General features: G+C 59.4%; 5 protein-coding genes. 2 read left to right on the forward strand and 3 right to left on the reverse strand.

Annotated features, from left to right (window positions below; genetic code table 11):
* The first annotated feature begins 5 nt into the window (after nt 1–5).
* Together DDA93_RS01830 and DDA93_RS01835 are read left to right on the forward strand one after the other, a co-directional pair.
* Nucleotides 6–473, forward strand: coding sequence for a phosphotransferase (locus tag DDA93_RS01830; protein WP_207771299.1), 468 nt, complete (start codon nt 6–8; stop codon nt 471–473).
* Nucleotides 467–1,669, forward strand: coding sequence for a phosphotransferase (locus tag DDA93_RS01835; RefSeq protein ID WP_133185392.1), 1,203 nt, complete (start codon nt 467–469; stop codon nt 1,667–1,669). The genes DDA93_RS01830 and DDA93_RS01835 overlap by 7 nt, the downstream gene beginning before the upstream one ends.
* Before the next feature lie 21 nt (nt 1,670–1,690).
* Here the strand turns inward: DDA93_RS01835 and rsmD are convergent, their stop codons facing one another.
* From rsmD to DDA93_RS01850, 3 genes are all read right to left on the reverse strand, one after another.
* Nucleotides 1,691–2,275, reverse strand: a complete 585-nt coding sequence (gene rsmD, locus DDA93_RS01840; RefSeq protein WP_116777929.1) for a 16S rRNA (guanine(966)-N(2))-methyltransferase RsmD — start codon at nt 2,273–2,275, stop codon at nt 1,691–1,693.
* 447 nt (nt 2,276–2,722) lie between these two features.
* Nucleotides 2,723–4,381 carry an HNH endonuclease signature motif containing protein gene (locus DDA93_RS01845; protein ID WP_116777930.1) on the reverse strand — a complete coding sequence of 553 codons (1,659 nt, stop codon included), beginning with the start codon at nt 4,379–4,381 and terminating at the stop codon, nt 2,723–2,725.
* A 93-nt stretch (nt 4,382–4,474) separates the two neighbouring features.
* Nucleotides 4,475–6,392, reverse strand: a 1,918-nt coding sequence (locus DDA93_RS01850; RefSeq protein ID WP_133185394.1) for an ATP-dependent DNA helicase RecG, incomplete at its 5' end; no start/stop codon positions are given.

The raw sequence follows: 6,392 nt of genomic DNA on the forward strand, positions 1-6,392 counted from the left end.
ACCTGGTGGCAGAGAACTCTTCGCTGTATCCGGAGCTTGCTGGTCGTCTTGAGCGGTTGCGTGCCGGGTTGGAGCCGTTGCTACGACGTCCGGGCAGGGCGGCGCTGATGCATGGCGACTTTTCCGCCGATCAGGTGTTGGTCGATGGCAGCGACATTCGGTTGACCGACCTGGAACGTTGCACCTATGGTGCTGGCGCCTCGGATCTGGGCAGTTTTGCGGCCGTAGAGATTTTGCACCGAGTTGCTGACGGCCCTCTGCCGAAGGGTACTGACGTGTTGTCGCTCCCCCGTACGGCAGCAATGCTGGACGGCTACAGCGCTGGGCCGTCCGGTGCCACCGATTCTGAGGTGCTGGCGTGGACCATCTTTCACCTACTGAGTCGTTTGAGCGACTCTTTTCGGTCCTGCTCCCCCACCTGGCGGCACGACATGGCTAGCCACCTTGAGCTGATGGAGGACATCCTGTGGTGACGACTGTTCCCAAGACCCTGACCGATGGAGTGCCTGGCCCCGTAACCGCTCCTGAATCGGTATCTGTGGCAGGATCTGTTCCTGAGATTGTAACTGATCGTTCCGGCCGACAGCTAAAGGTCCATCGGGCGTGGCCCAAAGATGGTGGTCGGCTGACCTTTGAGGCCTCTGACGTCGAGAACGATCAAATACGTGCTGGAACAATCGAGCCCGACGGCAGAGTGCGGGTGTCCCCATTTGCCGAGGATCCCGTGCTCGCTGGTTTGCCTGGCGCTGCGGCACAGGGACAGCTGTTGGTACATCGGTACAAACGCCGTGCTGTGGTGCGCGATGCTGTGGGCTTTACCAAGCTACTCGCACCAGGCAGGGCTGAAGGAGTTGCTGCTTCTCATCGTCTGATGGGTGAGTTGACTCAGCCATCGGGGATAGTGATGCCCGACGTCGTTGGTCAGCTTTCGGCGAGCGTCACCCTGGCAGCGGTTCGCGGAGTCAGTTTCCACGAACTAGGTCAGGGGTTGACCGGACCTGTCCGGTCGGGCCAGGTCTCCCCGGGCCAGAGTTCTTTGCAGCAACCCTCTTTCGAGCAAGTCCTTTCCCCGGAGGACATGTGGGAACAGGCGTGGCAACAGTGGGCGGTGCGATGGCCCAGGTTGGCTGTATCGCCGGTGGCATCCGGTCGACCTGAACTGCTCAATCACTCGACGGGCGATGAGGTTCGAACGGTGTCACGCTGGGTGAACCAGGTGCAGCAGTTCGGAGCGTTGCCTGTTTCAGCTGAAAGGCTACAAACCGCATCGTCCCAGGTGGCTCGTTTGTTGATTTCCGGAGCGCCGCAATCGGCCGTTTTGTCGCATCGGGATTTGCACGACAAACAGCTGCTTTTCAACGCTGATTCTGGCGCGATCGGGTTGATCGACTGTGACACTGTGTCCGTCGCTGAGCCTGCGCTGGATTTGGCGAACCTGTTGGTCCATATAGATTTTCGGCGGGCGCAGGGTGTTTTCTCTGCTGCTACGGCATCGACCGCTGAGCAGGCAATCCTCGAGACCGCTTCGGTAATGAATGTGGCCGATACACGGTTGCACGCCTATTCAGTGTCAACCAAACTCAGGCTGGCATGTCTGTATGCGTTTCGGCCCGCCTATCGCACAGTTGCTCACCGTTGGTTTGAGCGTCTGGAGGAGGATCTGGCCTAGAAGTCCTTCTCACAGAGGAATCTAGACGGAGGGTAGTTCAGCGGATGGCTCGGCGAACCACAACTTCGTTTCGCCATACTTCTTTTCGGCAAATCGTTCCAGACCAACTGGCCACTCGGGTTCCTGCGAGCGCGATGAGCGCTCCAAGACGAGAACTGCGCCCTCGGCCAAGTGAGGAACCAGGATTTCAAGGATGCCTGTCAAGGCCGCGTTTTCTACCGGATAGGGAGGATCCATCAGTACGAGGTCCCATTGATCCGCAGGAACGGCACGGTCCAAGTAGGTTTCGACCTTGAGTTGGTGTACCCGGACGGTCTGATGTTTGAGGGCTTTGTTCACCAGATCGGCATTGGTTCGGCTGACTGCTGCGGCTTTGTCGGCAGATTCCACGAGGTCGACGATCTTTGCTCCCCGGCTGGCGCTTTCAACGCCCAAGGAGCCTGAGCCAGCAAATAGGTCAAGCACCCTGGCATCGGCGATAACCTCGTAGGCATCAAGACGAGAGAACAATGCCTCTTTGACTCGATCTGTGGTGGGCCGTGTTGCTGTTCCCGGAACACTGAATAGCGGTATGCCACCAGCGGCTCCGGCAATGATTCGACTCATGTTTCAACTGTATCGACTCTGTGCGAGCTGACCGTACACTCGCATGACCCGCGCTGGGCGAGAGCCCAGGCACCCATGCTGCTCTGCTGACGGCATGGCGCGCCGCTCGCGCTGCAACAAAGGGCGACGCTTCGGACAACGCGGCGAACGGGCGGAGTGTCCGCCATGCGTTCTGGGCTATGGCATCCGCGCGACGAGCAAATACCAGCGGGCCGACCATGGGTTGACGAGGCGGCGTGTCGGCGGTGCGTTCAGCAGACCGGTGTATCCGCACTGCTGCGAATGGCAGATACGCCAGTGATGCGTTCAGGGCAACTCGCTCGAACTTGGCGAAGCCGGATCTGGGTTTGCGACTCATGCAGGCCGAAGTCAAACCGAACCCAACTTGTGCACCAGTAACCAGATTGATACATCGACTCCGGATCAGTGCAGACACAATGCAGCAGATCAGGATGACGGATTGCGATCCTGCTGATGGGGATGATCCCGGTGATAGTGGTTCTGTCGAGGTCTCTGCGCCGGATCGATATACCGCGGCGGAACAAACCACGGGGTCCGGTCCCTCACCTCAATCTTCCACTCCTCTTGGTGAAGCAGATGGTGATGCCTGGTGCAAAGCAAAACTCCGTTGTCCACCGTGGTCGGTCCACCTCGACTCCACGGAATGATGTGATGGCCTTCGGTCCAAGGCGACGGCATCATGCAATCCGGAAAAGCACATCCACCATCCCGCGCAGTCAACGCCTTACGGATAGTGGGAGGAAACAAACGGCGAGGATTGCCCACATCGAGGATTTGGCCTTGCGTTCCCAGCACCACTGGCAAAACATTCGCATCACAGGCAATCCGACGAATCGACCGAGCACTGATCAAACCGCCAAACGCCGCATGGCCAGCTCTGCCGACATCGGCCATCAAGTCCTTGTAGTTGATGGTGACCAACACCTGCGGCCGCATTCCTCCGGCAGCAGAAAGGTTGCTGCTAGCCAAAGCAATACGACATGCACCCACCAGGCCATCCAGCAGCTGCTGCGCCCACGTCGACCGATCAAGCTCGTCTTCCGGAATAGTCCCTGCTCCCTGAGCAGCTGAATCTCCGGTGGGACCGAACAAAGCCTCAGCGTTCGAAGGGTCCATCCCGGCACCAGACGGCCGTGCGCCGGCGTCTACACACCCATCTGTGCCTGCAACTGTGCCTGCACCTGCACCTGTGCCCGCACCTACCCTTGCACCTACACCTGCACCTGCACCTGCACCTAAAGTCTTAGCCACACCACCCAGCTTTTCGGCTTCGGCAGCCGACAACCCTGCCCGGGCCCTCGGATTGGTGGCTGAATACATCACCGTGATCAGGTCTTCGAACTGTTCGTCCGTCGCAGAAATCTCGATGAAGTGCAGACCGTGACGCTTACCCCGAAGAAAGACTCCCTGCCGTGCACGCAAAACTTCTTCAGTTGGCTCAGAGCCATCAGGGTTGAGCAAACTCTCCCAGCGCTGAATCAGCACCCTGAGCACATCCAGATCCGAGACAACTGCCTGCCGAGTCAGAGTGGCTTCCATGTCGTCCAAATCCTTGCATGAAGCAAACGGCTTCACTCTTTCCATGGCCGAACTGATTAGGGTGGCAGCCTGGCTGCTGACCTCCGATCGAGCAATCGCAGCCCCAAGATGTTCAAGCCGAGGAGCAAGCGGCTGACCATTCAGCTGAACCGTCGGCAAAACCTGGCCGGATACACGAATCCGCCGCCTCGCATCACTCTTACTGATCCGCAAAGTGTTCCGAAGATACTCGGCGTTGTCTCTACACCCCGTGCGGTTCAGGCCTCCCCCGGAAGAGTCGTCGTCGGACATTCCAAAACTCATCCGCTGATCGGACTCACCGACTACTGCCACATTCTGATGTTCCACCGCGTGTGCCGCAATCAACTGAAGTTGCTCGGCAGTTCTGGCGACCTGTTCGATAGCCATCGCGATTTCGGCGAGTTCCTGGGTTGGCATGACCAGACTCTCGGCACGAAAAGAGTCAGCAATCCCCGACAGCTCGGTGTTCAACCAGGCGAGATACCGAGGTGTATCGGTCTGCTGCTCGAATGGAGTGAATGTCATGGATCAATTTTATCGAACATAGATTCGAGTGATCCAGTGAACATCCCCAATGTGGAGGAGGAGTGGCCACTAGTCCTCCACAGAACAAAAGGATTAGCCCCGTTCCAGGAAGGCTTCCTTCTCGGGATTCAGGTAGAGATCCAACGCCTCGGCGAGGTCTGGATGGTCCACCAGATCGACGTCGTGCGCCACGATCTGCTGGGCATCTTCGCGAGCCTTCTCAATGATCTTCACGTCCTTGACCACGCGCAGGAACTTCAACGCCGACCGCCCACCGGACTGCGAGGCCCCGAGAATGTTGCCTTCGCGCCTCAGTTCAAGATCCTTCTGTGACAGTTCGAACCCGTCTGTAGTCGACGCGACAGCGGCCAGCCTCTCCCTGCTGGGATGCTCGGGGTCAAGCTGAGTCACTAGCAGACAGGTTCCGGGATACCCACCACGACCAACGCGCCCCCTCAGCTGATGAAGCTGCGAAATGCCGAACCGGTCCGCATCCATGATCACCATCATCGTGGCGTTGTGAACATCCACACCCACCTCGATCACCGTGGTGGAGACCAGCAGCTGAACGCTTCCGTCATTGAAGCGAGCCATGGTCGCTGACTTCTCGACAGGATCCAGCCGCCCATGCAACAGCCCAATCGACACACCCTGCATGACCGGCATTTCCTGCAGCGTTTCGAACAACTCGTTGACCGACGTTAGTTCCTGCTGAAGACCCCGGTTGTCAGGCGGCCCATCGGGCGAGTAGAGCTCAACCGCCGTGGAGTCCTCTTCTTGGTCGCCAATCTTGGGACACACCACGTACACCTGACGCCCGGCGTCGATCTCCTCCCTGGCCCGCGCCCAAATGCGCTGAATCCAGGCAGGATGCTCGGTGAGCCCCACCTGGTGGGTAGTGATCGGCGCCCTACCGGCAGGCAGCTCGGTCAACGTGGATACATCGAGGTCACCGAACACCGTCATCGCGACCGTCCGGGGAATGGGGGTTGCGGTCATCACCAGCACGTGGGGCGAATTGGTGGCCTTGGACCGCAACACGTCGCGTTGCTCGACACCAAAGCGGTGCTGTTCATCCACCACGATGAGCCCGAGGTCAAAAAAGCTCACATTCTCGGACAGCAGGGCATGGGTCCCAATCACAATCCCGGCCTCACCAGTTGCCGCGTCAAGCATTGCGTGCTTGCGCTGCGCTGTGGACATCGAGCCGGTCAGCAGGACCACCTTGGTTCCATCAGCTGCTCCCCCGAGCATCCCTCCCATGGCCAATGGCCCCAACGTCCGGGTGATGGATTGCAGATGCTGTGCGGCAAGCACCTCGGTCGGCGCCAACAGCGCGGCCTGACCACCGGCATCGATCACCTGCAGCATCGCCCGGAGAGCGACAAGCGTCTTACCGGAGCCCACCTCACCCTGCAGGAGCCGATTCATGGGGTGGGAAGAGGACAGGTCCTCAGCGAGGGTCTCCCCTATAACTTTCTGCCCATTGGTGAGGGTGAAGGGCAGCTGGGAGTCGAACTGGTCCAGCAGTCCACCCGGGCGTGGACGGCGCGACGTCGCCTCTTCCAGCGAAGTCAGGGCCCGACGCCGGGCAAGTGCGGTTTGCAGCACCAGCGCCTCCTGGTAGCGCAACCGGTGTTTGGCACGGTAGGTGTCTTCGATGACATGCGGCCGGTGGATCAGCTCATACGCCTGGGTGACGTTCATCAGCTTGTCGCGGCGAGCAATTTCCGGTGGCACCGGATCATTGAGTTGGGAGTGCACCAGGCTGTCGAGCAGCTTCCCGACGGCCTTCTGAATGTCTTTGCTTTCCACTTTCGCCGCCGCCGGGTACACCGGTATGGGCCTCTCGAGGAAGGCCGGATCCACCATTTCGTCGTCGTCAAGCAGCGAATACCCCGGGTTGGTGAGCGTCAGCCGGTTTTTATAAGCGGTGACCTTGCCATAGAACATGGCGTGCACGCCCGGGCGCAGGTCCCGGTGGGCATTGTGTCCGTTAAAGAAGGTGAGG

This window comes from Arthrobacter sp. Bz4 (genome assembly GCF_003075455.1).
Lineage (GTDB): Bacteria > Actinomycetota > Actinomycetes > Actinomycetales > Micrococcaceae > Arthrobacter_D.